Annotated in this window: 23 protein-coding genes; 9 read left to right on the top strand and 14 right to left on the bottom strand. The window is 67.2% G+C overall.

From position 1 onward, the window contains the following. Positions 1–39: 39 nt before the first annotated feature. The 3 genes from AC1DJH_RS07545 to AC1DJH_RS07535 are packed head-to-tail and all read right to left on the bottom strand — an operon-like array spanning position 40 to position 2,854. Positions 40–660: a phosphoadenosine phosphosulfate reductase domain-containing protein gene (locus AC1DJH_RS07545; protein WP_435438179.1), complete on the bottom strand. Its 621-nt coding sequence runs from the start codon at positions 658–660 to the stop codon at positions 40–42. A 23-nt stretch (positions 661–683) separates the two neighbouring features. Beyond that, positions 684–1,079, bottom strand: coding sequence for a DUF934 domain-containing protein (locus tag AC1DJH_RS07540; protein WP_435438180.1), 396 nt, complete (start codon positions 1,077–1,079; stop codon positions 684–686). Continuing rightward, positions 1,076–2,854, bottom strand: coding sequence for a nitrite/sulfite reductase (locus AC1DJH_RS07535; RefSeq protein ID WP_435483858.1), 1,779 nt, complete (start codon positions 2,852–2,854; stop codon positions 1,076–1,078). The genes AC1DJH_RS07540 and AC1DJH_RS07535 overlap by 4 nt, the downstream gene beginning before the upstream one ends. Before the next feature lie 412 nt (positions 2,855–3,266). Between AC1DJH_RS07535 and AC1DJH_RS07530 the strand changes: the two genes are divergently transcribed. After that, complete coding sequence (locus tag AC1DJH_RS07530) at positions 3,267–4,907, top strand: methyl-accepting chemotaxis protein (RefSeq protein ID WP_472115132.1); 1,641 nt, start codon at positions 3,267–3,269, stop codon at positions 4,905–4,907. A gap of 28 nt (positions 4,908–4,935) precedes the next feature. Here AC1DJH_RS07530 and AC1DJH_RS07525 read toward each other — a convergent pair whose 3' ends face one another. The 9 genes from AC1DJH_RS07525 to AC1DJH_RS07485 all read right to left on the bottom strand — a co-directional run bounded on the left by AC1DJH_RS07525 (position 4,936) and on the right by AC1DJH_RS07485 (position 15,556). Further along, the gene (locus tag AC1DJH_RS07525) at positions 4,936–5,754 is read right to left on the bottom strand and encodes a M55 family metallopeptidase (protein ID WP_478185272.1); all 819 of its coding nucleotides are present in this window, start codon (positions 5,752–5,754) and stop codon (positions 4,936–4,938) included. Between the two features lie 22 nt (positions 5,755–5,776). Then, positions 5,777–6,877 carry a P1 family peptidase gene (locus tag AC1DJH_RS07520; protein ID WP_472115137.1) on the bottom strand — a complete coding sequence of 367 codons (1,101 nt, stop codon included), beginning with the start codon at positions 6,875–6,877 and terminating at the stop codon, positions 5,777–5,779. Between the two features lie 20 nt (positions 6,878–6,897). After that, complete coding sequence (gsiD, locus tag AC1DJH_RS07515) at positions 6,898–7,824, bottom strand: glutathione ABC transporter permease GsiD (protein WP_478185271.1); 927 nt, start codon at positions 7,822–7,824, stop codon at positions 6,898–6,900. A 10-nt stretch (positions 7,825–7,834) separates the two neighbouring features. Continuing rightward, complete coding sequence (gsiC, locus tag AC1DJH_RS07510; RefSeq protein ID WP_472115142.1) at positions 7,835–8,755, bottom strand: glutathione ABC transporter permease GsiC; 921 nt, start codon at positions 8,753–8,755, stop codon at positions 7,835–7,837. A gap of 89 nt (positions 8,756–8,844) precedes the next feature. Further along, positions 8,845–10,398 carry a glutathione ABC transporter substrate-binding protein GsiB gene (gene gsiB / locus AC1DJH_RS07505; RefSeq protein WP_478185270.1) on the bottom strand — a complete coding sequence of 518 codons (1,554 nt, stop codon included), beginning with the start codon at positions 10,396–10,398 and terminating at the stop codon, positions 8,845–8,847. Between the two features lie 58 nt (positions 10,399–10,456). Then, positions 10,457–12,334 carry a dipeptide ABC transporter ATP-binding protein gene (locus AC1DJH_RS07500; protein WP_478185269.1) on the bottom strand — a complete coding sequence of 626 codons (1,878 nt, stop codon included), beginning with the start codon at positions 12,332–12,334 and terminating at the stop codon, positions 10,457–10,459. 40 nt (positions 12,335–12,374) lie between these two features. Then, positions 12,375–13,343 (bottom strand): isoaspartyl peptidase/L-asparaginase family protein, encoded by a 969-nt coding sequence (locus tag AC1DJH_RS07495; RefSeq protein ID WP_478185268.1) that lies wholly within the window; start codon positions 13,341–13,343, stop codon positions 12,375–12,377. Further along, positions 13,340–14,317, bottom strand: coding sequence for a MurR/RpiR family transcriptional regulator (locus tag AC1DJH_RS07490; protein WP_478185267.1), 978 nt, complete (start codon positions 14,315–14,317; stop codon positions 13,340–13,342). Before AC1DJH_RS07490 ends, AC1DJH_RS07495 begins: the two co-directional genes overlap by 4 nt. Positions 14,318–14,701: 384 nt before the next feature. Further along, the gene (locus tag AC1DJH_RS07485) at positions 14,702–15,556 is read right to left on the bottom strand and encodes a class I SAM-dependent methyltransferase (RefSeq protein ID WP_478185266.1); all 855 of its coding nucleotides are present in this window, start codon (positions 15,554–15,556) and stop codon (positions 14,702–14,704) included. Between the two features lie 80 nt (positions 15,557–15,636). On the opposite strand from AC1DJH_RS07485, the gene AC1DJH_RS07480 reads away from it, so the two are divergent. After that, positions 15,637–16,095: a helix-turn-helix domain-containing protein gene (locus AC1DJH_RS07480; RefSeq protein ID WP_478185265.1), complete on the top strand. Its 459-nt coding sequence runs from the start codon at positions 15,637–15,639 to the stop codon at positions 16,093–16,095. A gap of 22 nt (positions 16,096–16,117) precedes the next feature. On the opposite strand, the gene AC1DJH_RS07475 is transcribed toward AC1DJH_RS07480, so the two are convergent. Continuing rightward, positions 16,118–16,573, bottom strand: coding sequence for a GNAT family N-acetyltransferase (locus tag AC1DJH_RS07475; RefSeq protein WP_478185264.1), 456 nt, complete (start codon positions 16,571–16,573; stop codon positions 16,118–16,120). 191 nt (positions 16,574–16,764) lie between these two features. Between AC1DJH_RS07475 and AC1DJH_RS07470 the strand changes: the two genes are divergently transcribed. Next, positions 16,765–17,652, top strand: a complete 888-nt coding sequence (locus AC1DJH_RS07470) for an alpha/beta hydrolase (protein WP_472115165.1) — start codon at positions 16,765–16,767, stop codon at positions 17,650–17,652. Between the two features lie 140 nt (positions 17,653–17,792). Then, the gene (locus tag AC1DJH_RS07465; RefSeq protein WP_478185263.1) at positions 17,793–18,821 is read left to right on the top strand and encodes an aldo/keto reductase; all 1,029 of its coding nucleotides are present in this window, start codon (positions 17,793–17,795) and stop codon (positions 18,819–18,821) included. Positions 18,822–18,827: 6 nt separating this feature from the next. On the opposite strand, the gene AC1DJH_RS07460 is transcribed toward AC1DJH_RS07465, so the two are convergent. Further along, positions 18,828–19,730, bottom strand: a complete 903-nt coding sequence (locus AC1DJH_RS07460) for a LysR substrate-binding domain-containing protein (protein ID WP_435438195.1) — start codon at positions 19,728–19,730, stop codon at positions 18,828–18,830. A 40-nt stretch (positions 19,731–19,770) separates the two neighbouring features. Here AC1DJH_RS07460 and AC1DJH_RS07455 point away from each other — a divergent pair, with 40 nt between their 5' ends. The 5 genes from AC1DJH_RS07455 (at position 19,771) to AC1DJH_RS07435 (ending at position 25,136) form a co-directional block, all read left to right on the top strand. Beyond that, positions 19,771–20,943, top strand: coding sequence for an NAD(P)/FAD-dependent oxidoreductase (locus tag AC1DJH_RS07455; protein WP_478185262.1), 1,173 nt, complete (start codon positions 19,771–19,773; stop codon positions 20,941–20,943). A 266-nt stretch (positions 20,944–21,209) separates the two neighbouring features. After that, positions 21,210–22,088, top strand: coding sequence for a polysaccharide deacetylase family protein (locus tag AC1DJH_RS07450; protein ID WP_013541066.1), 879 nt, complete (start codon positions 21,210–21,212; stop codon positions 22,086–22,088). Positions 22,089–22,134: 46 nt separating this feature from the next. Next, the gene (locus AC1DJH_RS07445) at positions 22,135–23,571 is read left to right on the top strand and encodes an MFS transporter (RefSeq protein WP_478185261.1); all 1,437 of its coding nucleotides are present in this window, start codon (positions 22,135–22,137) and stop codon (positions 23,569–23,571) included. Between the two features lie 12 nt (positions 23,572–23,583). Beyond that, positions 23,584–24,363 (top strand): SDR family NAD(P)-dependent oxidoreductase, encoded by a 780-nt coding sequence (locus tag AC1DJH_RS07440; protein WP_478185260.1) that lies wholly within the window; start codon positions 23,584–23,586, stop codon positions 24,361–24,363. Between the two features lie 17 nt (positions 24,364–24,380). Next, a complete protein-coding gene (locus AC1DJH_RS07435; RefSeq protein ID WP_478185259.1) occupies positions 24,381–25,136 on the top strand; it encodes an SDR family NAD(P)-dependent oxidoreductase in 756 nt (251 codons plus the stop codon). Positions 25,137–25,143 lie beyond the last annotated feature (7 nt).

The raw sequence follows: 25,143 nt of genomic DNA, 5'->3' as shown, positions 1-25,143 counted from the left end.
GTGCTTGCTGAATGCTGGGAATCGGTGAGCCGTTGGCGCTCAGTGCGCGAGATGCAGGCCGCACTCGCGGTTGTCTTCGCCCTTGGTCGGGTCCACGTAGTCGAAGTTGTTGGGCAGGCCGTGTTTCACGCAGTACTCGTGAAGATCCTTGGACGACCAATGCAGCAGCGGAGCCACCTTGATGAGGCCGTCCGGATTGACCGAGACCGGGTCCATCTGCGCGCGCACCGCCGTGTCGGTGGCCCGCAGCGCGGTGAACCAGACCTTGGGTGCCGTCTCGCGCAGCGCGCGGGCAAAGGGCTCCAGCTTCACCTCTTCGGTGAACGCGGCGTGGCGCGGATCGTCGAGCGCGGGCGTCTGGCCCTCCACCGCTTCGCGGTGCGCACGCGAGCGGCGGGGCAGGTAGATGTGCAGGTCCAGGCCCAGCTGCCGGGTCACCTCGTCGGCAAAGCGGTAGGTGGCCTCGGTGTTGTAGCCGTTGTCCATCCAGACCACGGGAACATCGCGCTTGGCCCGCGTGACCATGTGCAGGATCACGGCCTCGAAGGGTCGGAAATTGGTGGTGATGATCGCGGGCTGGCCCAGGCCGATGGCCCAGTCCACCAGGCCCTCGGCGTTGCGGCCGAGTTCGGTGTTGATGCGTGCGAGGTCGATGCTCATGTCGAAGGTCTTGGTAAGCGCGCTCAGTTGCCGGCCGCGAAGTGCGGCGCGGTCTTCACTGCATCGCCTTGGTAGAAGGCAGAGAAGCGGTCGAACTGGCGCTGCGCGTCGGAGGCGTCCACGCCTTCCTTCAGCACGGCGCTGGAAAAGCCGGTGCGTTCCATCTGCACCAGCTGGTCGATCAGCACGTCGCCCGTGGCGCGGATGTCGCCGGTGAAGCCCAGGCGGCGGCGCAGCAGGAAGGCCTGGCTGTAGGCGCGCCCGTCGGTGAACTTGGGAAAGTTCAGGTCGATGCGCTCGATGTCCGACAGGCAGGCCTCGATGGCGAACGGGTCGGCGTCGTTGGCGAGCTGCAGCACCTTGGGGTCGCCGTCGTCGATGTGGTCTTCGGCAGCCAGGATGTTGAGAGTCTTCTTCATGCTGCTTCCTCCACCTTGAAACGCGCACCGTTGGCCGCGGCCTTGAACGGGTCTGGCCCCACGCGCCGCAATGTGTCGATGAAGGTCTCACCCGACACACGGGTGTCGCGGTAGGTGGTGAGCACGGCCTCGATCACGCCCGGCACTTCGGCCGCCGAGAACGAGGGGCCCACGGCCTTGCCGGCCACCGGCGCGCCGCTGAGCGCGGAACCGTCGGAGCCGCCCAGCGACACCTGGTACCACTCCTTGCCGTCCTTGTCGACGCCGAGGATGCCGATGTGGCCGCTGTGGTGGTGGCCGCACGAATTGATGCAGCCGCTGATGTGCAGGTCGATCTCGCCCAGGTCGTCGAGCTCGTCCAGGTCCTGGTAGCGCTCGGTGATCGCCTCGGCGATGGGAATCGAGCGCGCGTTGGCCAGCGAGCAGAAGTCGCCGCCGGGGCAGGCGATCATGTCCGTCAGCAGGTGCACGTTGGCGCTGGCCAGGCCGGCGGCTCGGGCGGCGAGCCACAGCGCATGCAGGTCTTCGGCATGCACCCAGGGCAGCACCACGTTCTGGTCGTGCGTCACGCGGGCTTCGCCGGCGGAGAACCGATCGGCCAGTTGCGCGAGCGTGTCGAGCTGGTCGGCATCCGCATCGCCGGGCGCCTGCTTCAGGCGCTTGAACGACAGCGTGACGGCGCGCAGCGCGGGGTTCTTGTGCGGCGCCACGTTGCGGGCGAGCCAGCGGGCGAACTGCACGTCGTCGGCGGCGTGGGCGCGCAGTTCGGCGTCGGTCTTCTCGGCGCTCTGCAGCACGCGGGTGGCCAGCGTCGGCGGCACGAAGGAGGCGGCCACGCGGTCGTACTCTGCCTGCGTGATGGTGTGCGGTGCGCCGTCGACCTCCAGGATCTGCTTGTACTCGGCGTCCACGTCGTCGATGTAGCGCTGGCCTTCGGCCTTCACCAGGATCTTGATGCGCGCCTTGTAGATGTTGTCGCGGCGGCCGTAGCGGTTGTAGACCCGGATCACCGCTTCGAGGTAATTCATGATCTGCTGCCACGGCAGGAACTCGCGCAGCACGGTGCCGATGATGGGGGTGCGGCCCATGCCGCCGCCCACCTGCACGCGAAAACCGAGTTCGCCGGCCTCGTTCTTCACCACGTGCAGGCCCACGTCGTGCCAGCCGGTGGCCGCGCGGTCTTCGGTGGCGCCGGTGATGGCGATCTTGAACTTGCGCGGCAGGAAGGCGAATTCAGGGTGCAGCGTGCTCCACTGGCGCATGATCTCCGCGAACGGCCGCGGATCGGCGATTTCGTCGACCGCAATGCCGGCGCGCTCGTCGCTCGTGATGTTGCGGATGCAATTGCCGCTGGTCTGGATGCCGTGCATGTCCACCGAGGCCAGCAGGTCCATCACGTCGGCCGACTTGGCCAGCGGAATCCAGTTGTACTGGACGTTCTGGCGCGTCGAGAAGTGGGCGTAGTGGGTCGGCAGCTTGTGGCTGCCCATGCCGCCCTGGATTTCCAGCGCCTTGCGGTAGACCTCGGCTTCGGGCTCGTCGTATTCGCGGGCGATGCGCGCCAGCACACGAATCTGGCGGCTCGACAGTTCGCCGTAGGGCACGGCCACGCGCAGCATGGGCGCGTAGCGCTGCACATACCAGCCGTTCTGCAGCCGCAGCGGGCGGAACTCGTCCTCGGGCAGCTTGCCCTTTTGCCAGCGCTCGAGCTGGTCTCTGAACTGGGCGGCTCGTTGATGAACGAACTGGCGATCGAATTCTGTGTATTGGTACATCGTGCGTGCGTGTGTCTTGAGGAAGTGCGGTGCCGAACGTGAAACGGGGCGCCCCAGCAAGAAGCCGAGATTCTGAAAGGGGGCCTTATGGAAACAAACTATTTTTTGGTTCGCGCCTTATGCGGATAAGCTTATTCACCAGTATCCATGCGGGTTGCGGGACGGTTGGATGCTTATTCCGGATAAGCCGGGCGGGCCAGAAACGTGTCGCCGGCCCGGGGAATTCTAGGAACAGAACGGGTTCCTCGCAGGCACCGGCGCCTGTTTGCCGCCAGGCCCTCAAGTTTTCGGCCGAACTGCCGATATCCAGCCAAGGAGAGCGGCCGCCTTGGCCGCTTCCTTCAGATTCGATGCGCGCCGAGCGTGCCTCGGCGGCCGTCTTTCCATTTCCCTTGAGTCCCGGAGTCCGATCATGTTCTTGAGCAACGTCTCAATTGGCAAGCGCCTTGCCATCGTGCTGGGCGCCATCCTGGCGCTTTTCCTGGCCACCAGCGTGGCCGCGGTGCTGAAGCTGCAGCAACTGAGCCAGGAGATCGACACGATGATCCAGGACAACGTGAAGACCGAGCGCGCCGGCTCCGACTGGCTTCGCCACACCACCTCGGGCGTGCAGCGCGCCGCTGCGATCGCCAAGAGCAGCGATTCGAGCCTGATCGACTACTTCGCGCCGGCCACGGCCAAGTCCATCAAGGACACCAACGAGTTGCAGAAATTCATCGAGGGCAAGCTGGTCAAGCCCGAAGAGAAGGCCTTGCTGGAAAAGGTGGGCAGCCTGCGCAAGGCCTACCTCGCCTCGCGTGAAGAAGTGAGCAAGCTCAAGCTGACGGGCGACCTGGCCGGCGCCAACCGCGCCTTCGACAACCAGTTCCAGCCCACGTCGGTCAGCTACATCGCCGGCGTGCAGCAGGTGGTGGACATGCAGCGCGAGCAGCTCGACGCGGCCGCCGCGCGCGCCAACGACCTGCGCGCGCAGACCAGCACGCTGCTGATCGTGTGCTCCGCCGTCAGCCTGGTGGCCGGTGCGCTGCTGGCCTGGATGCTGGCACGCAGCATCGTGCTTCCGCTGCGCAGCGCCGAGACCATCGCCCAGTCGATCGCCGACATGGACCTGACCGGCGCCGCGCAATCCCGCTACGCCAAGGACGAAACCGGCCACCTGCTGCGCGCGCTCGACCTGATGCGCAGCGCCCTGCAGGGCTCGCTCTCGCAGGTGCACGGCGTGGTGATGAACGTGACCACCGCCAGCACGCAGATCGCCACCGGCAACCAGGACCTGTCCTCGCGCACCGAAGAGCAGGCGAGCTCGCTGGAGCAGACGGCCGCCTCCATCGAGGAGCTGACCTCCACCGTCAAGCAGAACGCCGACAACGCGCGCCAGGCCAACCAGCTGGCCACCTCGGCCTCGGAAGTGGCCGTGCGCGGCGGCAGCGTCGTGTTCCAGGTGGTGGAGACGATGGGCTCGATCAATGCGTCGTCCAAGAAGATCGTGGACATCATCAGCGTGATCGACGGCATTGCCTTCCAGACCAACATCCTGGCGCTGAACGCCGCGGTGGAAGCGGCCCGCGCGGGCGATCAGGGGCGCGGCTTCGCCGTGGTGGCTTCCGAAGTGCGCAGCCTGGCGCAGCGCTCGGCCGCGGCCGCCAAGGAAATCAAGACGCTGATCGGCGATTCGGTGGAAAAGGTCGAGGAGGGCAGCCGCCAGGTGGCCGACGCCGGGCGCACCATGGAGGAGATCGTGGGCAGCGTGAAGCGCGTGACCGACATCATGGGCGAGATCAGCGCCGCCAGCCAGGAGCAGACCTCGGGCATCGAGCAGATCAACCAGGCCATCACGCAGATGGACCAGGCCACGCAGCAGAACGCCGCGCTGGTGGAAGAAGCCTCGGCCGCCGCCCAGTCGCTGCAGGAGCAGGCGGGCAGCCTGTCGCAGATCGTGGGTCAGTTCAAGCTGGAGCAGGGGCAGGGCGCTCCCGCCCTGGGCCATGCCCCGCGCGCCTTCGCGTCGGACGCGCCGCGCGGCATCGGCATGCGCGAAGTCGCGTTCCAGTAAGGAAAGGGCGCAGTGCCCCGGTGCTGCCTCAGCGCAGCATCGACGACATCGCCGAGCAGCAGTTCAGCATGCGCACCGCCGCCTCCACCGTCTCGGTGGTGAAGCGCAGCGTGACGCCGTCCACGCGCTCGAACGCCGGCCACTGGCAGAACAGGTCGGCCAGCGCGGTCGACTGGGCGCGCAGCGTCACGGTCTGCGGGCCCGCCAGGACCAGCGGCTTGGCGTTGGCATGCGCAGCCAGAGCTTCTTCCACGCCGGCACGGATGGCACGGCGCGACTGCTCGGGCGACAGCGAAACTCCGCTGCCGAAGCCTGTAGCCTTCTTGGTTTCCACGAAGGTCGCGTGCGGGAAGAGCGGCCGGTTCTCGGCGATGAACACGTCGTCGCCGCTGCCCATGACCACGGGCACGCCGTACTCGCCGGCCAGCGCGCCGTAGAGCCCGGCCTCGCCCAGCTCCTGCCCGTTCAGCGCGATGCTCGCGAAAGCGAAGCTGTTGATCGTGTGTGCGAGGATGCCGCGGCCCTGCGCGCGCGAGTGGTAGCCCACCATGCAGACCGCGTCCACGCCTTCTTCCACGCCGGCCACCATGCTCAGGTAGCGCGGCTTGCCCTGCACCACGCGGGCGCGTGGGTCGAGCACGTCGGGCGGCATGTTGCGAAAGCCCCCGTGCGAGTCGTTCACCAGCACCTCGGTGGCGCCCGCGTCGAAGGCGCCGGCGATCGCCGCGTTGGCTTCCTGCGTCATCAGCAGGCGCGCGCGCTCGAACTCGGGGTTGCCGGGGCGCACCTGCTCGGGGTGGTAGACGCCGGCGACGCCTTCGATGTCGGTGGAGATCAGGACTTTCATGGCGGTGCAGTCAGTGATGAGGTCAGCAAGAGAGTGAAGAGGGCGGCAGCAGCTCGGCCAGCGCGGCGCGGTGGTTGCCGTCGCGCCCGGTCACGGGCGTGGCGCGCCACAGCGCATGAAGAATCGCCTGCTCGGTGCTGTCGGCCGCGGCCTGGAACAGGCCGTCGAGCAGTGCGTCGTGCAGCATCGCCACGGCCGGCATCGGCCGTTCGACGCGGTCCGGCACCGTGTAGGCGGTGGAAAAGGCCAGCACGATGTCCCCGCTGCCATGGCCGAAGACCGAGCCCGTTCGGGCCAGGCCAGCCCCCGCGCGCAGCGCCAGGCGGCGCAGCTGGCGCGCGTCGAGCGGTGCGTCGGTGGCCACCACGATGATGATCGAGCCCTTCTCGGCTTCGTCCAACGGCGCTGGGCGGTGCGCGGCCTGCAGTGCGGCGAGCCGCTCGCCCACCGCGTGGCCGGCGAGCAGCAGTTGCGGCTGGCGCCCGTAGTTCGCCAGCACCAGCGTGCCGACCGTGTGGCAGCCGCGCGGCGAGGCCGGGGAGCCGGGCCCGGTTATTCGCGACGACACGCGCCGCGACGCACTGCCGATGCCGCCCTTGAGCTGGAAGCTCGACATGCCGCGCCCCGCGCCGACCGAGCCTTGCGCAAAATCGGCGCTGGCGCCTTGCAGCGCCTGCAGGTAGTCCGCCTCTTTCACGGCCAGCCGCTGGATGTCGTTGAGATAGCCGTCGTTGCACTCGAACACCAGCGGGTTCACCGTGGGCAGCGCGCGGCCGGTCTCGGGGTTGTTCGCCACGCACTCGCGGATCTGCGCCGTGGCCACCGTGCCCACCGAGAAGGTGTTGGTCAGCGCGATGGGCGTTTCCAGCACGCCCAGCTCTTCGAGCTGCACCAGCCCCACGCTCTTGCCGAAGCCGTTGAGCACCACGGCCGCGGCCGGCACCTTGTCGCGGAACGGGTCGCCGGCGTGCGGCCGGATCACCGTCACGCCCGTCTGCACGCCGCCGTCGTTCAGCGTCTGGTGGCCGACCGTGACGCCCGCCACGTCGGTGATCGCGTTGCGCTCGCCCTGGAGCAGGTGGCCGATGAAGGGAAGGGTGGCGTGCTGCGCGCTGGAAGACATGGGAGCGGGGAACCAGGAATTTACTGGCGGTCGATCTTCGGATCGAGCGCGTCGCGCAGTGCGTCGCCCAGCAGGTTGAAGGCGAGCACGGTGAAGAAGATGGCCAGGCTGGGGAACAGTGCCACGTGCGGCGAGGTCACCATGTCGGCGCGCGCTTCGCTGAGCATCGCGCCCCACTCGGGCGTGGGCGCCTGCGCGCCCATGCCCAGGAACGACAGGCTGGCCGCCGTGATGATCGAGGTGCCCACGCGCATCGAGAAATACACCACGATCGACGAGATGGTGCCCGGCAGGATGTGCCGCACGATGATCGTCCAGTCGGACGCGCCGATGCTGCGCTCGGCCTCGATGTAGGTCTGCTGCTTGAGCACCAGCGTGTTGCCGCGCACCAGCCGCGCGAACGCCGGCACGCTGAACACCGACACCGCCACCACCACGTTGGTCATGCTGCTGCCCAGGATGGCCACCACGCCCAGCGCCAGCAGAATGCCGGGAAAGGCGAACAGCACGTCCGACACGCGCATCACGATGCGGTCCCACCAGCCTTCGTAGTAGCCCGCCAGCAGGCCGAAGGCCGTACCGATGAAGCCGCCCACCAGCACCGACACAAAGCCCGCCATCAGCGAGATGCGCGCACCCGCCAGGATGCGGCTGAAGATGTCGCGGCCCAGCGGGTCCACGCCCATCCAGTGCGTGGCCGAGGGGCCGCTGTTGAGCATGTCGTAGTCGAAGAAGTTCTCCGGATCGAAGGGCACGATCCACGGCGAGAACACCGCGATGAACACCAGCAGCGCCACGAACAGCGCGGCCACGATGCCCACGGGCTGCTTCTTGAAGCGGCGCCAGCACTCGCCCCAGGGCGTACGCACCTTGCCGGCGGTCTGAAGGCTGGCGACCGGGGAGGTCGGAAGAATGATGTCGGCAGGCGCGCCGGAAGCTTGCGTCATGTCGGCGTGCTCACTTGTAGCGGATGGTGGGGTTGATGTAGCCATACAGCACATCGACCACCAGGTTGATCAAAATGAACTCGAGCGAGAACAGCAGCACCAGCGTCTGGATGACGGGGTAGTCGCGCATCTGCACCGCGTCCACCAGCAGGCGGCCCAGGCCGGGCCAGTTGAACACCGCCTCCACCAGGATGGAGCCGCCCAGCAGAAAGCCGAACTGCAGGCCCATCATCGTCACCACCGGAATCAGCGCGTTGCGCAGCGTGTGCTTGAAGATCACGCCGGACTCGTGCACGCCCTTGGCGCGCGCGGTGCGCACGAAGTCTTCCTGGATCACCTCGACGAACGAGGCACGCGTGAAGCGCGCCATCACGGCCGCCACGGCCGCGCCCAGGGTGACCGAGGGCAGGATGTAGTGTTTCCAGGTGCTGGCGCCCACCGTGGGCAGCCAGCCGAGTTGCACCGAGAAGATCTGCATCAGCAGCATGCCGAGTGCAAATGCGGGAAAGGAGATGCCCGAGACCGCGAGCGTCATGCCCAGCCGGTCGGGCCATTTGTTGCGGTACACGGCAGAAACAATGCCGATGCCCATGCCGAAGATCACCGCCCACACCATGCTGGTGATGGTGAGCATCACCGTGGGGAAGAAGCGCTCGCCGATTTCCGCGGACACCGGCCGCCGCGTGCGGATCGAGGTGCCGAAGTCGCCCTGCACCATGTGGGTGAAGAAGCTCACGAACTGCTGGGGCAGCGGCTTGTCGAGGCCCAGCTCCTGGCGAACCATGGCCACGGTCTGCTCGTCGGCGTCCTGGCCGGCGGCAAGGCGCGCCGGGTCGCCGGGAAGCATGTGGACGAACAGGAACACCAGCACCGCCACGATGAGCAGTGTCGGGATCAGGCCCAACAGTCGTTTGAGAAAGTAATTCAGCATGGGGTGCGGTTGTCGCGTACGGGCGGGGGCGACATGCCTCCGCCCGTCGGACAGTCAGTCAGTCAGGAAAACGAAAGGCCGGCTGTCGGTCAGTTCGACACCGCGATGGCGTCGATGTTGATGTTGCCGTCGGGCATCACGAACACGCCCGACAGGCGCTTGGAGTTCGCCGACAGGTTCTGCTCCGTCACCATCGGCACGCGCGGCAGGTCCTTGCGGATCTGTTCTTGCGCGGTCTTGTACAGCGCGACCTTCTCGGCTTCGTCGACCGTCACGAGCGCCTTGGCCAGTGCGTTGTCGACCACGTCGCTCTTGTAGAACGACATGTTGTTCAGCTTGGGCGCCCAGGCTTCCGAGGCGAACAGCGGGCGCAGGCCCCAGTCGGCTTCACCGGTCGACGACGACCAGCCCGTGTAGTACATGCGGACCTTGGCGGTCTTCGGATCGGGCCATGCATCGACCTGCTCGGTGCGCTGGCCCACTTCGAGGGCCTGCACCTGCAGCTTGATGCCCACTTGCGCGAGCTGCTGCTGCACGAACTGAATGGTCTTCTGGCTGGTCGTGTTGTTGTAGGCGCTCCACAGCACCGACTCGAAGCCGTTGGGGTAGCCGGCTTCCGTCAGCAGTTCCTTGGCCTTCTTCACGTCGTAGGGAATGGGGGCCATCTTCTCGGCGTACTTCACGCCCTGGGGCAGCACGCCCTGCGCCGGGAAGGCATAGCCGCCGAACGCGACCTTGGCCAGCGCTTCCTTGTTGATGGCGTAGCCGATGGCCTCGCGCACCTTCGGGTTGTCGTAGGGCTTCACGAGCATGTTGAATGCCAGGAAGCGCGTGATGATCGACGGCGTGGCCACCACTTCGAGCTTGTCGCTCTTCTTCAGCAGGTCGGCCTGCTCGTAGGGAATGGGGAACGCGAAGTCGGCTTCGCCGGTCTGCAGCATGGCCGCGCGCGTGTTGTTCTCGAGCACCGGCTTCCACGACACCGTGTCGACCTTGGGGAAGCCCTTCTTCCAGTAGCCGTCGAACTTCTTGGCCTTGACCGCTTCGGTCTGCTTCCACTCGACGAATTCGAACGGGCCCGTGCCCACGGGGTGGAACGCGATGTCCTTGTTGCCCCACTTCTTCAGCGCGGTGGGCGAGATCATGGCGGCCGAGGCGTGGGCCAGCGAGTTGATGAAGGGGCCGAAGGGCTCCTTCAGCGTGATGCGCACGGTGGTGGCGTTCACGGCCTCGACCTTGCTCACGCGGTTGAACTGGTTGTAGCGCAGCAGCTTGTTGTCCTGGTTCAGCACGCGATCGAGCACGAACTTCACCGCTTCGGCGTTGAAGTCGGTGCCGTCGTGGAACTTCACGCCGCTGCGCAGCTTGATGGTGTAGACCAGGCCGTCCTTCGACACGTCGTAGCTCTCGGCGAGCACGTTCTGCACCTTCAGGTCCTTGTCGAACTGGAACAGGCCTTCATAGAAGGTCTTGGTCACGGCCGTGGTGATGGTGGTGTTGGTGTTGTACGGATCCAGCGTTTCCGGCTGGTAGCCGATCGACAGCACCACGTCCTTGGCGGCCAGTGCCGTGCCCGAAGCGGCCAACGCGGCCAGGCCCAGCAGTGCGGATGCCCATCGCAGGGAGGAAGAAGATTGCTTCATGGAAAGAACTCCAGTCGGTTCGAGTAAAAAAACAGGACGGGCCTGCGGGGGTAAAAAATCAGAAGGCCCCGCCAACGGCGTGGCGTGCAACGAAATGGCCGGGCGCCACCTGCACCAGCGGTGGCACGACGGGCTCGTCGCCCACCGCGCGAATCGGGCTGGGAATCTCGCCTTCGAGCAGCGCGCGCGGCTTGTGGCGGCGCGACGGGTCGGCCACCGGCACCGCGGCCATCAGCTTGCGCGTGTAGGCGTGCTGCGGGTCCTCGAACACCGCACGGCGCGGGCCGATTTCCACGATCTGGCCCAGGTACATCACGGCCACGCGGTGGCTGATGCGCTCGACCACGGCCATGTCGTGCGAGATGAACAAGAAGGCCACGCCCAGCTCGCGCTGCAGGTCGAGCATCAGGTTGACGATCTGCGCCTGAATGGAAACGTCCAGCGCCGACACCGACTCGTCGGCCACCACCACCTTGGGGTTGAGCGCCAGGGCGCGTGCGATGGCAATGCGCTGGCGCTGGCCGCCCGAGAACTCGTGCGGATAGCGCTGCGCCACCTCGGTCGGAAGGCCGACCTTGCGCAGCAGCCAGTCGACACGCTGCTGCGCCTCGGCGCCCTTGGCGATGCCGTGGATCAGCAGCGGCTCCATGATCGAGAAACCCACCGTCACACGCGGATCGAGCGAGGCGAACGGGTCCTGGAAGATGAACTGGATGTTGCGGCGCAGCGCCTGCAGCTCGCGCGTGGGCAGCTCGCGGATGTTCTGGCCGCCGAACTCGATGGCGCCGCTCTGGCTTTCGACCAGGCGCAGCAGCGAGCGGCCGGTGGTCGACTTTCCGCAGCCCGATTCGCCCACCAGCGCCAGCGTTTCGCCGGGGTAGAGGTCGAAGCTGATCTTTTCGACCGCATGCACGCGGCGCTTCACGCGCCCGAAGATGCCGCTGCGCACGTCGAAGCGCGTGACCAGGTCGCGCACGCTCAGGATCGGGCCCGCGCCTTCGCGCACCGTGTCTTGCGGCGTGGCGGCCTCGGCTGGCGTGGTGTCGGCCGAATCCTCGGTGCGCAGCAGCTCGAACTTGGCCGGCAGGTCGGTGCCCTGCATGGCGCCCAGCTTGGGCACCGCGGACAGCAGGGCGCGGGTGTAGGGGTGCTGCGGCGCGGCGAACACGGCGTCCGACGTGCCGGCTTCCACCTTGTCGCCGCGGTACATCACCAGCACGCGGTCGGCAATTTCGGCGACCACGCCCATGTCGTGCGTGATGAAGAGCACGCCCATGCGCATCTCCTTCTGCAGCTCGCGAATGAGCTGCAGGATCTGCGCCTGGATGGTCACGTCCAGCGCCGTGGTGGGCTCGTCGGCAATCAGCAGCTGCGGCTTGCACGACAGCGCCATGGCGATCATCACGCGCTGGCGCATGCCGCCCGACAGCTGGTGCGGAAAGCGGTCGAGCACGTTGCGCGCTTCGGGAATGCGCACCAGGTCCAGCATGCGCAGGGCTTCGGCGCGCGCGGCCGAGTTGCTCTTGCCCTGGTGGATGCGGATGGCCTCGGCAATCTGGTCGCCGGCGGTGAACACCGGGTTCAGCGAGGTCATCGGCTCCTGGAAGATCATGGCGATGTCCGCGCCGCGGATGCCGCGCATCGTCTGGTCGCGCGCCTGCGCCAGGTCGAGCACTTCGCCGCTGCGGCGGCGAAACGCCATGCGGCCGTCGAGGATGCGGCCGCCGCCGTGCTCCACCAGCCGCATCAGCGCCAGCGAGGTGACCGACTTGCCCGAGCCCGATTCGCCCACCACCGCGAGCGTTTCGCCGTGGTCGATGTGGAAGGACAGCTTCTTCACGGCATCGACCGTGCGCTCGGAGGTCGAGAAGCGAACGGTGAGGTCGTCGACGGCGAGAACGCGGCCGTCCGGCAGGGCAAGGGAAGGGGTGGACATGGGAATGCGAGAGAAATGGAGAACGCGCGGCGTCAGGCTGTCAGGCAAAGATGGCCGTGTGCGGCGCTTCGGTGCCGCGCGCGTGGCCGCGGTACATGCCTTCTGTGTTGAAGGCCAGGCTCAGGTTGCCGTGGCGGTCCACGGCAATCAGCCCGCCGGTGCCGCCCAGGGCGGGCAGCGACTGCTGCACCACCGCGTGCGTGGCCGCTTCCAGCGTGGCGCCGCCGTAGGCCATGCGGGCGCAGATGTCGTAGGCGGCCGCCACGCGGATGAACATTTCGCCGCTCCCGGTGCACGACACGGCGGCGGTGCGGTCGTCGGCATAGGTGCCGGCGCCGATCAGCGGCGAATCGCCGATGCGCCCGACGCGCTTGTTGGTCATGCCGCCGGTGGACGTGGCGGCGGCCAGGTGGCCGTGCATGTCGAGCGCGACGGCGCCGACGGTGCCGAACTTCTTGTCTTCGTCGAGCGGCGTGGCCGGTGTCGCCGCCATCGACGCGCCTTCGTGGTCGGTCACCACGCGGCCCGTGTCGCGCACGCGAAAGAGTTGCTCGCGGCGCGCATCGGTGGAAAAGAACGAGGGCTCGACCATCTCCAGCCCGTGTTCGCGCGCGAAGGCCTCGGCGCCCGCGCCGGCCAGCAGCACGTGGGCGCCGTCTTCGAGCACCGCGCGCGCGGCGCGCACCGGACGGCGGATGTGGCACACCCCGGCAATGGCGCCGGCGGCGAGCGTGGCGCCGTCCATCACGGCGGCGTCCAGCTCATGGGTTTCGTCGTGCGTGAACACCGCGCCGTGGCCGGCGTTGAAGAGCGGGCACTCTTCGAGCAACTCGACCGCGAGGCAGGTGGCGTCGAGCGCGGAGGCGCCTTTGAGCAGCGCCGCTTGCGCGGCGGCCACGATGTTCTTGAGCGCATCGTGGTAGGCCTGGGCTTGCGCTGCGCTGGTCGTGGCGGCGCTGATGGTGCCGGCGCCGCCGTGGATGGCGATGACGGGCGTGGTGTTCTTCATCGGATAGCTTTCTTTTTCTTCTTGCCGGCGCCGTTCAGGGCGGCGGCATTGGATGTTCCGGCGGTGCGTGCGGCGATGCCGTCAATGCGTGGCAGGCCGTTTGCGCCGTGCAGCCACGGCCGCAGCACCTGCAGCGTGCGGCGTGCGGACTGCACCGGGTCGGACGCCTGCAACGCCACGGCGCTGGTCAGCGCCTCGACCAGCGCGAGCACGCTGGTCTCGCAATTGGGGCGGTAGTTGGTTTCCGTCTGGCAGTAAAGCGCGATGTCGGCGAGCGGCGCCATTGGGGAGGTCGGCCTGTCCGTGAGCGCGATCACGCCGCAGCCTTGCTCTCGCGCGATCTGCGCAAGCAGCACGGTGTCGGTGAGGTAGCGCGGAAAGGTCAGGCCGATGAACACGTCCTTCGGGCCGGCATGCATGAGCGAGCGGGCTGCATGCGTGACGCCACTCACGCCCGGCAGCAGGCGCACGTCGCTGCAGCTGCTGTCCAGCCCGTGCTGCAAGAGGCCCGCAAGCCAGCCGCTCGCGCCGAAGCCCGCGATGTAGACCGAGCGCGCCTTGCCGATGCGCTCCACTGCGGCCTCGCAGGCGGCGTAGTCGAGCGACTGGCGCGTGGCTTCGATGTTGCGGCGGCTCTCGTCCAGCGCAGTGGCGAACACCTCGGCCACCGTGGTCGGGTGCTCCAGGTTGCCGCGCAGGCGCTCCACCGGCGCGACCAGCGATTCGAAGCCGCGCACGAGCTCGGCGCGGAAGGTGGCATAGCCGTCGAAGTTCAGCGCGCGGGCGAACCGGTTGGCCGTGGCGACAGAGACGCCCGCCGCGGTTGCGAGCTCGTCGATTGGCAGCGTGGCGACCTGCAGCGGATGCTCCAGCACGTAGTCGGCCACCTGCCGGTGCGAGCGCGTCAGCCGCGGCAACGCCTGCGCGATGCGCTGGGCCACGGTGGTGCCTGGGGTGTCGACGGTGGTGCTCATGAAGGGTGCGGAGTGCCCGAAAGTGTGCGTTTTGTGAAAACCAGTTTACAAATATAAGTCAGATAAGAAAATTTTCGGTCATTTTTGGTGGAGTTTGCAAGGAATGGGCCAGCGGGGAGGGATTTCCCTAGGTCTGTTCGGGTGGGGCTCAAACGCCGCGTTCAACTGCTGGCGGAGGCAGGCGGGCGCTACGCTTCGAGCCATGATCGATTTCGCATTCATCGACGTAGCCACTGTCGATTTCTGGTCCGACCATGACTACACACGCTTCGGCAGTTCTCCGGACCTGAGTGGAAAGAGCTCGCAAAGGAGTGGGCATCTCAGGCTCTCGAATACTCCTGCGACGAAAGCCGCAGATTTCTCCGCAAAGACACTGCGGCTTCGTCAAGCGGCGCTTTTGCCCGCGCGCGCACCGATCGACCAGCACGCGGCGGTAAGGCGCACTTCGTCGCCGTGCACGAACGGATCGAACGCCGCGCGAACCGTGTCGATGACCTGCGCGCGCGTGCGTTCGTCCGCGTCCCGAAGCTTCATCCCGACGGGGCCGAGCCGGCTCAGGTAGCCCAGCAGGTCGTTCTCGGGCAGCGTGCAGCGCACGTCGATGGGCAGGATCGCTATGTCGTGCCAGCCGCTTTGCTGAAGGATGCCGTGCACATGCTGCCGGTCGGCAAACGCGAACTGCCCCGGCGCGCCGGGCTGGCGCGCGGGCAGGTCCAGCAGCGGCGCGGCGGCGCGTTCGGCGGTCGTCATGAACGGGTTTTCGGCGGCACTGCGCCAGGCGATGAACTTCATCGATGCGTGGTCGGTGGCGGCGCGCCGCAGGTTCGAGAACGCGCGCACCGGGTCGTCGAAGAACATCACGCCGAAGCGCGACACCAGCATGTCGAATGCGCCCGCCTCGAAGGTGTGGCACTGCACGTCGGCGCAGACGAAGGTCGTTGGAGTGCCTTGCCGTTCGGCGCGCGCGCGGGCCGTGGCGATCATGGGTTGCGAGAGGTCGATGCCCGTGACGTGGCCCTCGGCGTCTAGCGAACGCGAGATGGCGAGCGTGGTGCCGCCCGTGCCGCAGCCGACGTCGAGCACGCGCTGCGCGCCGGTGTCCGCGACCGCTTCGACCAGCAGGTCTTCGAAGGGTTGGAAGAGGTGGTCGAGCGTCGCCTGCATGTCGACCCAGGTGTGTCCGGAGGGACCGTTCCAGAGTCTGGCCTGCTCGTGGCCGGATGGCTGCGGGGTGGTCATGTTCGTTTCCTTTTTTTTGGCTTGCCTTGCGAAGGCGGAAACCGCACTATGCAAACTCAAGTCGACTTGAGGTCAAGAGGGTGATGCACCTGGATATCAGCGAGGTGGCACAGCGCTCGGGCGTGCCGGCCTCCACATTGCGGTTCTACGACGAGAAGGGGCTGATCGTCTCGACCGGCCGGCGCGGGCTGCGCCGCCTGTTCGACGCTGGCGTGCTGGAGCGGCTGGCGTTGATTGCGCTGGGACGAACGGCGGGCTTCTCGCTGGACGAGATCGCGCGCATGTTCGGCGCCGATGGCCAGCCGCGCATCGACCGGCTGATGCTCACGGCCAAGGCGGACGAACTCGACAGGACGATCCGCAACCTCAGCGTGATGCGCGACGGCCTGCGGCATGCCGCCGTGTGTTCAGCGCCGAGCCACATGGAATGCCCGAAGTTCAGGCGCATCCTGCGGGCGGCAGAGGCGGGCGCGAAAGTCGGTCAGCAGAAGAACAAGAAGGTGCCGAAGGCTCCGCGAGCAAGGAACGCCGGAACCTGAGCACGCACCCCGAACAAGATCGCTACCGAACCGCCGCCTTCTCCATGAACACGCTGAACGGGTCCGGCCCGTACCCCCCGAACGGTCCGCGCCGTTCGTACCCGGATCGTGCGTAGAAGGACAGCGCCTCGGGCTGGCTGGGGCCCGTCTCCAGCATGAACGTCGTGCAGCCTTCAGCTGCGGCTTGCGCTTCAAGAAACTCCAGCAGTTTTGCAGCAACGCCTTGCCCCCGGTTCTCGGGCCGCACGAACATGCGCTTGAGTTCGCCGAACTCGTGCCCCACGACGATCGCGCCGCAGCCGATGGCCTTGCCTTCTTCATTGCGCGCGACAGCGAACAGCACGTTCGCGGCGGACAGCGCCGAGATGTCGATACCGTAATGGCACTCGGGGGGATACAGCGGTTTCTGGTACGCATCGAGGTCGTCGATGAGCTGGATGACGTCGGGCTGGCCGGGGCTTTCAAGAGAGATCTGCATCGCCCGATGTTACTGAGCCGATGCACCCGCACCGAAGCCGCTTGGCCGACGCAGTAGCACTTTGTGCTGCGCCCTTTTTCATGCCTGCGCGATGCGGCTGCCGCGCGGGTCATCGGCCGGTTGACACCCTGCGCGTCTGCGGTGAGCATGCGCCTCGGTGCGCCTGGCACCGCATAACAAGAGGGACCGACATGAGATTGGAATGGGTTCGCCGCTCGCTCGCGGTGTTGGGTTGCTGTGTGGTGTGCGTGGGCCTGTCCGCATGTGGCGGCGGGGGGGGTGGAGGAGGCGGTGGGGGCGGCGCGGTGCTGCCGATACTGCCGCCGGCCGGCACCGCGCCGGCACAACCCGCGCCGGCGCCGGCGCCTTCGTCTGAAAGCCGCGTGGTGACCGACAGTCTGACATCGAGCACCACGGGCGTGACCTATCCGATCAGCATCTACATTCCCGCGGGCTACGACGCGAACACCGATGCGTATCCCACCATCTACGCGCTCGACGGGGACGCCACCAACGGGCTCAACTCGACACGGTTCGTGAACCTGTCCAACGTGCTGGTCAAGCGCTCGGCGAAGGCCATCCTCATCGGCATCGGCAACACCGCGCGCCGCCAGGACGACTACAACTTTCCCGGCGCCGAGGCTTACCACACCTTCCTTGTGAAGCAGCTGATTCCGTACATCGACGCGAGGTACCGGGCCGATCCGAAGAAGCGCATGCTCACGGGCCTGTCGACCAGCGGCAACCTGGCGGCGTCGGCGCTCTTCCTGGAGGCACCCGACAACCTCGTCTTCAGCTACTTCATTTCCATCGAGGCCGCCTTCTGGCAGCAGCAGACCGAGCTCTATGCGCTGGAGCAGAAGATGTTCGATGCGCTGGCGGGCAGGCCGCTTCCGGTCACGCTGATCCTGGCGCACTGCGCCTCCGGCTGCAATCAACCGGTGGTCAGCCAGATGTACCAACGAATGGCCGCCCGCAGCTATGTGGGGCTGCAGCTCATCGAGACGTCGTTCAACTCCACCCATGTGGGATCGGACGTGCTGGCCTTCGACGACGCGATGGCACGCATCCTGAAGTAGCACCGCAGCGCGAGCACGCAAGCACGGGCTGCAAAGCCCGCGTGCGCGCAGGGTTCCATGCTTCGCCCAACAATGGCCTTCAACGGTGGGCCGGTCGGCCTGCCGGTTTCATGAATCCGCATGCGCGAAGGAGTACCACTTTGGAATACCGTCATCTGGGCAAATCGGGCCTCAAGGTCCCCGTGTTGAGTTTCGGCACGGGCACCTTCGGCGGCAAGGGCGAGTTCTTCAGCGCGTGGGGCAGCACCGACGTGGCCGAGGCGCGCAAGCTCATCGACATCTGCCTCGACGCGGGCGTGAACATGTTCGACAGCGCCGACATCTATTCGGCCGGCTCGGCCGAGTCCGTGCTCGGCGAGGCCATCAAGGGCCGGCCGCGCGACCAGCTGCTGATCTCCACCAAGGCCACCTTCCGCAGCGGCAAGGGCGCGAACGAAGTGGGCTCGTCGCGCCATCACCTCGTGCGTGCGGTCGACGGCGCGCTCAAGCGCCTGGGCACCGACTACATCGACCTGTTCCAGCTGCACGGCTTCGACGCCAGCACGCCGGTGGAAGAAACGCTCTCCACGCTCGATGACCTGGTGCGCGCGGGCAAGCTGCGCTACATCGGCGTGTCGAACTTCTCGGGCTGGCATTTGATGAAGTCGCTGGCCGTGTCCGAGCGCTACGGCTATTCGCGCTACGTGGCGAACCAGGCGTACTACTCGCTGGTGGGCCGCGACTACGAATGGGAGCTGATGCCGCTGGCGCAGGACCAGGGCGTGGGCGCCGTGGTGTGGAGCCCTCTGGGCTGGGGCCGCCTCACGGGCAAGATCCGCCGCGGCCAGCCGCTGCCCGCCAACAGCCGCCTGCATGTGACCGCAGACATGGGCCCGCCGGTGCCCGATGAGCTGCTGTACCGCGTAGTCGATGCACTGGAAAAGGTCGGCGCCGAAGTCGGCAAGACGGTGCCGCAGGTGGCGCTGAACTGGCTGCTGCAGCGCCCGACGGTGTCCAGCGTGGTGGTGGGCGCGCGCGACGAAGCCCAACTGCGGCAGAACCTGGGCGCGGTGGGCTGGAACCTCACGCCTGCGCAGGTCGCCGAACTGGACGCGGCCAGCGCGACGCCGCGAACCTACCCTTACTGGCACCAGCAGGGCTTTCTGGAGCGCAACCCGAACCCGGTCTGAGCCTGTTCAGGCAGGCCTGGCCGGTGTCAGGCCCAGCACCCACTGCTTGAAGTGCTCCAGTGCCCCGGAGGCCGGCCGGCCTTCGGGGTACGCGAAGTAATAGCCCTGTCGCACGTCCAGGTGCCGGTCCACTGGAATCACGAGCTCGCCGGTGCGCAGTTCGTGCTCGACCAGGATGCGCGGCGCCAGTCCCACGCCCATGCCGGCCGCCGTGGCCGCCACCACCATGGTGAAGAGTTCGTAGCGCGGCCCGCGCGACGCGTGCACCGTGTACTCCCATTCCTGCTGCGCGTACCAGTCGCGCCATGCGTGGGCGCGCGTGCTCAGGTGCACATGGCGGCAGCGCTCGAAGCCGGCCTCGTCCCACGGCCCGTGCGCGTCGCGAAACGCGGGGCTGCAGATGGGCACCATCTCGCCTTCGGAAAAGATCAGCCCGCCGCGCGTGTTCGGCCAGAACTGGTCGCCGAAGTAGATGGCCGCGTCGTACGCGTTCTCCTGGAACGAGAAGGGCTGCGAGCGCGCCGACAGGTTCACGGTGATGTTCGGGTGCAACCGGCTGAAATCGGGCAGACGTGGAATAAGCCATTGCGTGGCGAAGGTCGGCACCACGGCCAGCTCCAGCACGAAACCCATCTCGTGGCCGGCGCTGATCTCCAGCGTGTCGCGGCGGATCTGGTCGAGGTGGTGGCGGATGCGCGCCGCATATTCGCGGCCCACGTCGGTGAGCGTCAGGCGCCGGCGCACGCGCGAGAACAGCGGCACGCCCAGGCGCTGTTCGAGCATCGCCACCTGGCGGCCGACGGCGCTTTGCGTGAGCGCCAGTTCGGTGGCCGCGCGGGTAAAGCTCCCCAGCCGCGCCGAGGCCTCGAAGGCCTGCAGCGCGCCCAGGTTGGGAATGTCTTTTCTCATCGGCGCTATTCTGGGGGCGGGCAGCAACGAAAGGCATTTCATGCGTCGTGTGGTGATCATCGGAGGCGGGGCCATCGGCTCGGCCATCGCGTATTTCCTGACCGCGGACCCGAAGGGCGAGGCCTTCGACGTCACGGTGGTGGAGCGCGATTTCTCTTACACGCAGGCGTCCTCCGCGCTCTCGGCCAGCTCCATCCGGCAGCAGTTCTCCACGGCCATCAACATCGAGATGTCGCTGTACGGCATCGCGTTTTTCCGCTCGCTGGGCGAGACCTTGCGTGTGGGTGGCAACGTGCCCGACATCGGCCTGGTCGAGCCCGGCTACCTCTACCTGGCCTCGCCGGCCGGCGTCGAGGTGCTGCGCGAGAACCACGCAATGCAGAAGGCGCACGCGGTGGACGTGGCGCTGATGACGCCCGCTGAACTGAAGGCGCGATTTCCGTGGATGTCCACGCAAGGCGTGGCGCTGGCATCGCTCGGCCTGTCTGGCGAGGGTTGGTACGACGGCTACAGCCTGCTGCAGGCCTTTCGCAAGAAGGCCGCGTCGCAGGGCGTGCGCTATGTGCAGGCGCACGCGACCGGGCTGCTGCGCAACGGTCGCAGCGTGACCGGCGTGCAGCTCGGCAACGGCGAGGCGCTGCGGGCCGACGTCGTCGTCAATGCCGCAGGTGCCTGGGCGGCAAAGGTCGCCGAATGGGCTGGCATCGACCTGCCGGTGCGTGGCCGTCGTCGCAGCGTGTTCAGCTTTTCATGCCCACACACCTTGCCCGGCTGCCCCCTGGTCATCGACACGTCGGGGATCTGGCTGCGCCCGGAAGGCCGCCAGTTCATCTGCGGCTTCGCGCCGCCCGAAGACCAGGACCCCGACGACATGCCATTGGAAGTGGCGTACGAAGCCTTCGACGGCTTCATCTGGCCCGCGCTGGCGGAGCGCGTGCCGGCCTTCGAGGCCGTCCGCATGACGGGCGCATGGGCCGGCTACTACGAGATGAATGTGTTCGACCACAACGCGATCCTCGGGCTGCATCCGGCCTGCGACAACCTGTACTTCGCCAATGGCTTCTCAGGGCACGGGCTGCAGCATTGCCCGGCCGCGGGGCGAGGCGTGGCGGAGCTGATCCGCTTCGGGGCTTACCGCAGCCTCGATCTGTCCGCGCTGTCTTTCATGCGCGTCCTGCAGAACACGCCGCTGCTTGAAAAGAACGTGATCTAGCTGCTCCACCGCGTCGGCGACCGAGCTCGTCGCACGAGCGGATGTCCTCTCCCGAACCAAAGCCGGCGCTGCATGCACGCCGGTGGCGCTGCGCTGCCTGACGCGAGAAGACCAAGGGTTAACACCTAAATAGGAGCACGCAAAAGGTCCTACATTCCCTAAAAATGTACTTTGATATCAAAGTACAAAATAGCCGGAATGCCCTCGCTCACCGCGGGTGCGCAGCTCGAGCCAGTGCTTTCTTTCCTCAACTTCAAGGAGTGAACATGACCAAGGAAATCTTCGTAACGTTCGGGGTGGATGTGGACGCCGTCGGCGGCTGGCTCGGTTCGTACGGCGGCGAGGATTCGCCCGACGACATCTCGCGCGGCATGTTCGCGGGCGAGGTGGGCTCGCCGCGCCTCCTGAAGATGTTCAAGAAATACGGCCTGACCACCACCTGGTTCGTGCCCGGCCACTCGGCCGAGACCTTTCCGGACCAGATGAAGGCCGTGGTCGACGCGGGCCATGAACTGGGCATCCACGGCTACAGCCACGAGAACCCGATCGCGATGACGCCCGAGCAGGAAGAGGCCGTGCTCGACAAGAGCATCGACGTCATCACCCGGCTCGCGGGCCGGGCGCCGACCGGCTACGTCGCGCCGTGGTGGGAGTTCAGCCCCATCACCAACGAGCTGCTCATCAAGAAGGGCATCAAGTACGACCACAGCCTGATGCACAACGACTTCCATCCGTACTACGTGCGCGTGGGCGACAAGTGGACCCGCATCGACTACAGCAAGCACCCGGACACCTGGATGAAGCCGCTGGAGCGCGGCACTGAAACCTCGCTGGTCGAGATCCCGGCCAACTGGTACCTGGACGACCTGCCTCCGATGATGTTCATCAAGAAGTCGCCCAACAGCCACGGCTTCGTGAACCCGCGAGACATCGAGCAGATGTGGCGCGACCAGTTCGACTGGGTCTACCGCGAGCACGACTACGCGGTGTTCCCGATCACGATCCATCCCGATGTGTCCGGCAGGCCGCAGGTGCTGCTGATGCTCGAACGGCTGATCGAGCATTTCAAGGCCCACGACGGGGTGCGCTTCATGACCTGCGACCAGATCGCGGACGACTTCCTGCGCCGCAGTCCGCGCGGCTGAGTCAGCGGCCTTGCATCGCACCACCTACAGAAAGCGAACCACAGCCATGAACGCCTCTACGCCTCCTCAAGCCGCTGCAGCCGCCGCGCAGGCCGCAGCCGCCACCGCCTGGACGCCGCCCGTCGTCACCAAGCAGCAGGTCAACTACGCCACCTGGGTGTGCTTCTTCGCCTGGGTCTTCGCCGTCTACGACTTCATTCTGTTCGGCACCTTGCTGCCGAGGCTCGGCGACCATTTCAAGTGGACCGCGGACCAGCAGACCAACCTCAACACCTGGGTCACGCTGGGCACGGTCATCGTCGCCTTCGGCATCGGCCCCATTGCCGACAGGCTGGGCCGGCGCAAGGGCATCATCATTGCCGTCGCCGGTGCGGCCCTGTGTTCGGGCCTCACGGCGTTTGCGGGCTGGGTGATCGGCGTGTCGGCCGGGGTGGGCTTCGTGCTGCTGATCCTGGTGCGCTCGCTGGCCGGCCTGGGCTACGCCGAGCAGAGCATCAACGCCACCTATCTTAGCGAACTGTTCTCCCTGGTGCACACCGACCCGGCCGCGACGAAGCGGCGCGGCTTCATCTACTCGCTGGTGCAGGGCGGGTGGCCTGTGGGCGCGGTGCTCACCGCCGTGCTGGTGGCGGCGCTCTACCCGCTGGGCGAGCGCTGGTTCGGCACGGGCGGCGGCTGGGCGCTGTCCTTCGTGTTCGCGATGTTTCCCGCCGTCGTGATCGCGATCCTCGGGCGCAAACTGGTCGAGACGCCGCAGTTCCTGACCGGCAAGCGCATCGCTCAGTTGCAGCAGAGCGGACGCACGGGCGAGGCGCAACGGCTCGCACAGGCGCAAGGCATCGACCTGGGTGCGCGGCACCACACCGGCATCTCGGCGATGTTCAAGGGCGTCTCGCTGCGGCCGACGCTGTCGCTGGCGCTGGCCTTCTTTCTCAACTGGTTCGCCATCGTGATCTTCGCCGTGTTGGGGACGTCGGTGCTCGGCGGTTCGGGCGGCACGCCGGGCAAGGGCATCGATTTTTCCAACGCCCTGCAGGTGCTGATCCTGTCGAACCTGGCCGGCTTCCTCGGCTACATGTTCCACGGCTGGTTGGGTGACCGCATCGGCCGCCGCACCGCCGTCGCCATCGGCTGGGTTCTTGGCGGGATGGCGTTCTACATGATGCTGCAGGCGCCGCAGGGCGATTTCTGGCGCATCGTGCCGCTGTACTCGCTGGGCCTGTTCTTCCTGATCGGGCCGTATGCGGCCGTGCTGTTCCTGGTCGGCGAGAGTTTTCCGAGCCACATTCGCGCGACTGCCGGGTCGTTCGTCAATGCGATGGGGCAGGTGGGCGCCATCGCGGCCGGCTTCGGCGTGACGTACACGCTGTCGCATGGTGCCGACTGGGTGCAGGCCGCGGTCTACTGGGGTGCGGTGCCCTGCATCATTTCGGGTGTGGTGATGATGCTGGTGCCGCACGTCGATCCGAAGTCCGTCAAGTAGGGAGCGCGCTACATGACTTCATCGACAGCAGGGGCGGGCAGGGTGGCGCTGGTCACCGGCGCCGCCAGCGGTATCGGACAGGCACTGGCGGTGGCTTACGCGCAGGTGGGCGTGGCGGTGGTGGGCGGCTATTTCCCGGGCGATCCGCACGACCCGGCGCAGACGGAGCGCCTGGTCGCCGAGGCCGGCGGCCGCTGCGCCATGGTGGCCGTCGACGTGGGCGACACCGAGCAGGTCGAGCGCTTCGCACAAGTCGCGGTAGAGCGCTTCGGGCGCATCGACCATGCCGTGGCCAACGCCGGCTTGCTGCGCCAGTCGCCGCTCACGGCCATGAGCGACGCGCAATGGATGGACGTGATCAACGTCGACCTGAGCGGCGTCATGCGCACCTTTCGCGCCGCCGCGCGCCACATGAGCGATGGCGGCTCGATGGTCGCGGTGTCGTCGATTGCCGGCGGCGTGTACGGTTGGGAGAACCATGTGCACTACTCGGCCGCGAAGTCGGGCGTCACCGGCATGTGCCGCGCGGTGGCCATGGAACTGTCGCCTCGGGGCATCCGCTGCAACTGCGTGATCCCCGGGCTGATCGAGACGCCGCAATCGCTGGACCCCGTCAACTCGCTGGGGCCCGAGGGGTTGAAGCAGGCGGCCACCGGCATTCCGCTCGGACGGGTCGGCAAGGCGCGCGAAGTGGCGGCGCTGATCCGTTTTCTGACCGGCGACGACGCGTCCTACATCACCGGCCAGTCGGTGATCGTCGACGGCGGCCTGACCGTGCGCTGGCCCGGCTGAAACCCGAGGGACCTCCTGTGAACCAAGCATTTCTGACAGGACGGCGTGCCGTGGTGACCGGTGCCGGCAGCGGCATCGGCGCCGCCATCGCGCTGGCCTATGCGCAAGCCGGCGCCCACCTGTTGCTGGCCGACCTCGACCGCGCGCGGGTGGAAGACGTGGCGCGCCGTTGCCGCGAAGCCGGCGGCCGGGCCGAGGTTGTCGTGGGCGACATCAGCGACGAAGCCGTGGCGAACCGCACCGTCGACGCCTGCGTGGAGGCCCTGGGCGGCATCGACATCCTGGTCAACAACGCCGGCATGCTGACCCAGTCGCCGTGCGCGAGCATGTCCACGCAGATGTGGGACGACATGCTGCGCGTCGACCTGCGCAGCGTGTTCCTCTGCGCGCGCAGGGCCATTCCCCACATGACCGCGCAGCGCTGGGGACGCGTGATCAACGTGGCCTCGCAGCTGGGCATCAAGGGCGGTGTGGAGCTCTGCCACTACGCCGCTGCCAAGGCGGGCGTGATCGGCTTCACCAAGTCGCTGGCGCTGGAGATGGCGCCGGCCAACGTGCTGGTCAACGCCATCGCGCCAGGCCCGATCGCCACGCCGCTGGTCGACGGCATCAGCGCCGACTGGAAGCGGGCCAAGGAAGCCAGCCTTCCCCTGGGCCGCTTCGGCCGTGCGGAAGAGGTGGCGCCAACGGCCTTGTTGCTCGCGTCCGACCCCGGTGGCAACCTGTACGTGGGCCAGACGCTGGGTCCGAATTCCGGCGACGTGATGCCCTGAAAGGCGA

It is taken from the genome of Variovorax sp. 10N412, from assembly GCF_056394985.1.
Note: the sequence above shows the minus strand (reverse complement) of the source record. Positions and strands in the feature narration are given on the sequence as shown.

Excerpts from the sequence above, each read along its gene's own strand:
- AC1DJH_RS07545 (WP_435438179.1), bottom strand. The coding sequence starts at position 660 with ATGAGCATCGACCTCGCACGCATCAACACCGAACTCGGCCGCAACGCC.
- AC1DJH_RS07540 (WP_435438180.1), bottom strand. The coding sequence starts at position 1,079 with ATGAAGAAGACTCTCAACATCCTGGCTGCCGAAGACCACATCGACGAC.
- AC1DJH_RS07535 (WP_435483858.1), bottom strand. The coding sequence starts at position 2,854 with ATGTACCAATACACAGAATTCGATCGCCAGTTCGTTCATCAACGAGCC.
- AC1DJH_RS07530 (WP_472115132.1), top strand. The coding sequence starts at position 3,267 with ATGTTCTTGAGCAACGTCTCAATTGGCAAGCGCCTTGCCATCGTGCTG.
- AC1DJH_RS07525 (WP_478185272.1), bottom strand. The coding sequence starts at position 5,754 with ATGAAAGTCCTGATCTCCACCGACATCGAAGGCGTCGCCGGCGTCTAC.
- AC1DJH_RS07520 (WP_472115137.1), bottom strand. The coding sequence starts at position 6,877 with ATGTCTTCCAGCGCGCAGCACGCCACCCTTCCCTTCATCGGCCACCTG.
- gsiD (WP_478185271.1), bottom strand. The coding sequence starts at position 7,824 with ATGACGCAAGCTTCCGGCGCGCCTGCCGACATCATTCTTCCGACCTCC.
- gsiC (WP_472115142.1), bottom strand. The coding sequence starts at position 8,755 with ATGCTGAATTACTTTCTCAAACGACTGTTGGGCCTGATCCCGACACTG.
- gsiB (WP_478185270.1), bottom strand. The coding sequence starts at position 10,398 with ATGAAGCAATCTTCTTCCTCCCTGCGATGGGCATCCGCACTGCTGGGC.
- AC1DJH_RS07500 (WP_478185269.1), bottom strand. The coding sequence starts at position 12,334 with ATGTCCACCCCTTCCCTTGCCCTGCCGGACGGCCGCGTTCTCGCCGTC.
- AC1DJH_RS07495 (WP_478185268.1), bottom strand. The coding sequence starts at position 13,343 with ATGAAGAACACCACGCCCGTCATCGCCATCCACGGCGGCGCCGGCACC.
- AC1DJH_RS07490 (WP_478185267.1), bottom strand. The coding sequence starts at position 14,317 with ATGAGCACCACCGTCGACACCCCAGGCACCACCGTGGCCCAGCGCATC.
- AC1DJH_RS07485 (WP_478185266.1), bottom strand. The coding sequence starts at position 15,556 with ATGACCACCCCGCAGCCATCCGGCCACGAGCAGGCCAGACTCTGGAAC.
- AC1DJH_RS07475 (WP_478185264.1), bottom strand. The coding sequence starts at position 16,573 with ATGCAGATCTCTCTTGAAAGCCCCGGCCAGCCCGACGTCATCCAGCTC.
- AC1DJH_RS07470 (WP_472115165.1), top strand. The coding sequence starts at position 16,765 with ATGAGATTGGAATGGGTTCGCCGCTCGCTCGCGGTGTTGGGTTGCTGT.
- AC1DJH_RS07460 (WP_435438195.1), bottom strand. The coding sequence starts at position 19,730 with ATGAGAAAAGACATTCCCAACCTGGGCGCGCTGCAGGCCTTCGAGGCC.
- AC1DJH_RS07455 (WP_478185262.1), top strand. The coding sequence starts at position 19,771 with ATGCGTCGTGTGGTGATCATCGGAGGCGGGGCCATCGGCTCGGCCATC.
- AC1DJH_RS07450 (WP_013541066.1), top strand. The coding sequence starts at position 21,210 with ATGACCAAGGAAATCTTCGTAACGTTCGGGGTGGATGTGGACGCCGTC.
- AC1DJH_RS07445 (WP_478185261.1), top strand. The coding sequence starts at position 22,135 with ATGAACGCCTCTACGCCTCCTCAAGCCGCTGCAGCCGCCGCGCAGGCC.
- AC1DJH_RS07440 (WP_478185260.1), top strand. The coding sequence starts at position 23,584 with ATGACTTCATCGACAGCAGGGGCGGGCAGGGTGGCGCTGGTCACCGGC.